This is a genomic window from Neisseria sp. P0021.S006 (assembly GCF_051956895.1).
Genome location: NZ_JBQCWZ010000072.1, coordinates 1 through 4,565 on the forward strand (window position 1 = coordinate 1; position 4,565 = coordinate 4,565).

Genomic DNA, 4,565 nt, shown 5'->3' on the forward strand with positions numbered 1-4,565 from the left:
CGTCATCATCTACGGCGCAGGCCAATCCGGCCGCCAATTACTGGAAGCCATCAAACAGGTTAACGAATACTCGGCCATCGCCTTTGTCGATGACAACCCGAAAATCCAACGTACCGTCATCTATGACCTTGCCGTCTACAACCCCAACGAAATCCCGATGCTGATCCGCCGCTACGGCGTCCGCAAAATTCTGCTGGCGATTCCAAGTTCTACGCCGGAAGAACGCAAAGACATTATCCGCCGCCTCGAAGCGTACAAATGCGAAGTCCTGACCATTCCGGGCATGAAGGATTTGGTGGACGGCAAAATCAACGTCAGCTCATTGAAAAAAATCTCTGTGGTCGATTTGCTCGGCCGCACCCCTGTGGCACCGCGCCCTGAATTAATGAGTGCCGACATCAGCGACAAAGTCGTGATGGTGACCGGCGCAGGCGGCTCTATCGGCTCCGAACTTTGCCGTCAGATTCTCAACTGCCGTCCGACCAAACTGCTGTTGTTTGAATTGTCCGAATTTGCCCTATACAGCATAGACAAAGAATTGCGCGAAACCCAAGCCGCGCAAGGCAGTCAAGTCGAAGTCGTACCGCTTTTAGGCTCGGTTCAAAACAAAGAACGCCTTAGCAGCATCATGAAGGCCTATCATGTCGACACCGTTTATCATGCCGCAGCCTACAAACACGTCCCTATGGTCGAATTCAACACCATCGAAGGCATTCAAAACAACGTATTCGGCACACTCTGCTGCGCGCAGGCTGCCGTAGATGCAGGCGTTTCCACCTTTGTTTTGATTTCCACCGACAAAGCCGTCCGTCCGACCAACACCATGGGCGCCAGCAAACGCATGGCCGAACTCTGCCTACAAGCGCTTGCCGCCGAGCCAGAACAAAAAACACGCTTCTGCATGGTGCGTTTCGGCAATGTATTGGGTTCGTCCGGCTCCGTTGTCCCTGTATTTGAAAAACAAATTGCCGAAGGCGGCCCGATTACCCTGACCCACCAAGACATTACCCGCTACTTCATGACCATTCCCGAAGCGGCGCAACTGGTTATCCAAGCCGGTGCAATGGGTAAAGGCGGCGACGTATTCGTCCTCGACATGGGCGAATCCGTCAAAATCATCGACCTTGCCCGTCAAATGATTGTCCTCAGCGGCCTCAAAGTCAAAGATGAGCAACACCCACACGGCGACATCGAAATCAAGATTACCGGCCTGCGCCCGGGCGAGAAACTGTATGAAGAACTGCTCATCGGTGATGAGGTGCAAAAAACCACTCATCCCCGGATTATGACCGCCAGTGAAGTAATGCTTCCATGGACGCAATTATCTGACATACTGTCGGAACTCGAAACCGCTTGTCTCCAAAGCGACCAAAACAGCCTGCGCCAGCTTCTGTTGCGCGCACCGACAGGCTTCGTACCTAAAGACGGTATCTGCGACCTGGTTTGGCAACAAAACAATAAGGCCGTCTGAATATTTTCAGACAGCCCGGACACCATCCCGCAAGGACTACTACATGAAAAAAACACTCTCCCTGCTTGCTTTATTAGCACTAACTGCCTGTAACAGCACGACAGTTATTCCTGGTTCAACCATCAAAACCAGAACCAAAACAATTGTTTACACCGATACCGACACCGCAGCCGATACCAATCTCGACAGCCGCGTTGCCGTTTACCCCATCACACCCAACCTAATTGAAAAAATGCGCAAGCCGCCTGTACTTTCCCAAAACAACCAAGGTTTGGAGCAAAGCAAAAGTGCTTACCGCTACCGCATCGGCAGCGGCGACGTCCTCAATATCATGGTTTGGGCGCACTCCGACCTCAACTCCCCTATCCAGCAAAGCAACCCGCAAACCAACCAAGTCAGCCGCGGTGCCTGGGTAGATGAGGGCGGTTATATTACTTATCCATTGGCAGGCAAAATTCAAGCTAAAGGCAAAACTTTGGACGAATTGCAAAATACCCTGACCAGCCTTCTGAAACGCTACATCAAAAACCCTCAAGTAGCCATCAACGTTACCGAATTCCGTTCGCAACGCATTTCAGTATCCGGTGCTATCAACCAAGCAGGTCAGCAGCCGATTACCAATATCCCGATGACCATTTTGGATGCCATCAACCAAGCAGGCGGTGTCACCCAAAGTGCCGACACCCAACACATCAAATGGACGCACAACGGCGTCGACCGCACCATTTCCCTGCAAGACATGCTGCAATACGGCGATATGTCACAAAACCATCTTCTCAGCCATGGCGACATCGTTTACGTTCCTAACAGCAGCAACAACAAAATCTACATCATGGGCGAAGTCGGCAAACAAGCCACTCTGCCGATCGGCAATCACGGCCTCAACCTGACCCAAGCGCTCGGCGAAGTCGGCGGCATGAACCAAAACTATGCTGATGCAACCGGCGTATTCGTGATCCGCCGCGCACCAGAAGATGCGGCCAAACCTATCCACATCTATCAGCTCAACCTGAAAGATGCGACTTCTTACGCGCTGGGCAGCGAATTCAAACTGCGTTCGGAAGATACCGTTTACGTTACCGCCGCCCCGGTTACCCGTTGGAACCGCGTAATGTCACAAATTACCAACTCCATCAGCAACGTCAACACCCTCGACAATACATTTAAATAAACAGTGGTTCCTGCTGTCAGACCCTTGTTTGACAGCAGGATACAAAATTACGCACAATCCAAACCAATTACATAAACGGCATACAAAAGCCGTACACACCACACAAACGGAAAAGCAGTATCTTATAGTCTGACTCACGCTTTTTTCAGACCATAAACCGAAAACAATATCATGTACCACAACATACTCATCGTCTGCCTAGGCAACATCTGCCGCTCCCCTACAGCAGAGCGGATCATGCAGAAAAAACTACCCGGCCATCAAATCAGCAGCGCCGGCATAAAAGCACTGGCAGGGAAGGATGCCGATTTCCAAGCTATTAAAACCGCACTCAAACACGGCGTTATCGTTGCAGGCCATACGGCACGCCAGCTGACCGCCCAAATGTGCGAGCAGGCCGATTTGATTCTTGTGATGGAGCCCAGTCAAATCGATATGGTTGCCGACATCCATTCGCCGGCACGCAGCAAAACCATGCTGTTTGCCCAATGGTTACCTAAAAAAACCGTACCTGACCCATACAAACAAAGCAGCGAAATGTTTGAAGCCGTTTTTGAACAGCTCAATGCTGCCGCAGACACTTGGAAAACCAAACTAAACGGAAAAACTCAACCGGTATAAAACCGGCATAAACAAGAAAGCAAGCAATGAAAAAAACGACCTACATACCTTACAGCGCAGACAATGACGAAATCGACTTCGGTCAACAGCTGCGCGTAATTTGGACAAATAAATACAAAATCCTCGCTGCCCTGCTTGCAGGCGGCATTCTTGGCGCAGCCTTCAGCCTGGCATCCACTCCGCAATACCGTGCCGACGCCATGCTGGAAATTGAAACGCGACAAAACCAAATCCTGACCGAAATCAACAGCATCTTCAACAATCAAACCACGCCGTCTGAAGCAGAAGTCGAGCTGGTTCAATCACGCTTGGTGCTGGGTAAAACCGTCGATGACCTTCAGCTTGACCAAGAAGTCAAAGCCAAATACACACCCGTTATCGGCAGCCTGATGCACAACATCAGCGGCGACCCCGATCCTAAATTGACCGTCGGCAGCTTTACCGTACAAGACGAATGGTTCAACAAAACCTTCACGCTGACCGCCAAAAGCAACAAGGCCTATACCCTTACCCTTCCTGACAAACGCGTCGTCGAAGGCAAGGTCGGCGTGCCTCTGAAAATCAACAATCACACCACCCTCAAAATCGATCAAATACTGGCCAATCCGGGTCAAGAATTTACGTTGACCAAGTTCTCCCGCATCAGCGCCATCGAAAACATCCAAAACAAACTGGCTGTTATCAGCAAAGGTAAAACTAGCCCCATCATCAACCTTGCCTTTACCGGCACCGACCCTAAACGTACCAGCGTCATCCTCAACAGCATTGCCGACAACTACGTTGCGCAAAACCGTGAACGCGATGTCCAAGTTGCATCCAGCGGTTTGGCCTTCATCAGCGAAGAATTGCCACGCTTGAAAGAAACCTTGCAAGACGCTGAAAACAAACTCAATGCCTACCGCCAACAATCAGGCTCTCTCGACATTCCACTCGAGTCCAAAGGCGCATTGGAAAGCCTGACCAGCATCGAAACCCAAATTACCCTGCTCAAAACCGAAGAAGCAGGCTTAGCCGAGCTGTACACGCCGGAACACCCTTCCTATAAAGCCGTATTGGACAAACTTGCCGTTCTCGAGCGCGCTAAAAACAAAATCAATCAACAAATCGCCGAGTTGCCGAATACCCAACAAGAAGTTATCCGCCTGACCCGCGACGTAGAAACCAACCAGGCTACCTACGTCCAACTGTTGAGCAAACAACAAGAACTCAACATCATGAAAGCCAGCGCGCAAGGTAATGTCCGCATCGTCGATTATGCCTATGTCCCTGAAAACCCCGTTGCACCGCGTAAAGCCGTAATCA

Annotated in this window: 4 protein-coding genes; all 4 read left to right on the plus strand. The window is 50.7% G+C overall.

Annotation, left to right across the window (positions count from 1 at the left end):
- The coding region (locus ACTHUM_RS10500; protein WP_440402855.1) for a polysaccharide biosynthesis protein at window positions 1-1,471 on the plus strand (1,471 nt) is incomplete at its 5' end.
- 43 nt (window positions 1,472-1,514) lie between these two features.
- A complete protein-coding gene (locus ACTHUM_RS10505; protein ID WP_107769120.1) occupies window positions 1,515-2,642 on the plus strand; it encodes a polysaccharide export protein in 1,128 nt (375 codons plus the stop codon).
- Between the two features lie 171 nt (window positions 2,643-2,813).
- Entirely contained in the window at window positions 2,814-3,263 is a 450-nt protein-coding gene (locus ACTHUM_RS10510; protein WP_070584690.1) for a low molecular weight protein-tyrosine-phosphatase, read from the plus strand.
- A 26-nt stretch (window positions 3,264-3,289) separates the two neighbouring features.
- Window positions 3,290-4,565 (plus strand): GNVR domain-containing protein (locus tag ACTHUM_RS10515; RefSeq protein ID WP_440402856.1); only part of this gene is annotated, 1,276 nt, incomplete at its 3' end.

Excerpts from the sequence above, each read along its gene's own strand:
- ACTHUM_RS10505 (WP_107769120.1), top strand. The coding sequence starts at position 1,515 with ATGAAAAAAACACTCTCCCTGCTTGCTTTATTAGCACTAACTGCCTGT.
- ACTHUM_RS10510 (WP_070584690.1), top strand. The coding sequence starts at position 2,814 with ATGTACCACAACATACTCATCGTCTGCCTAGGCAACATCTGCCGCTCC.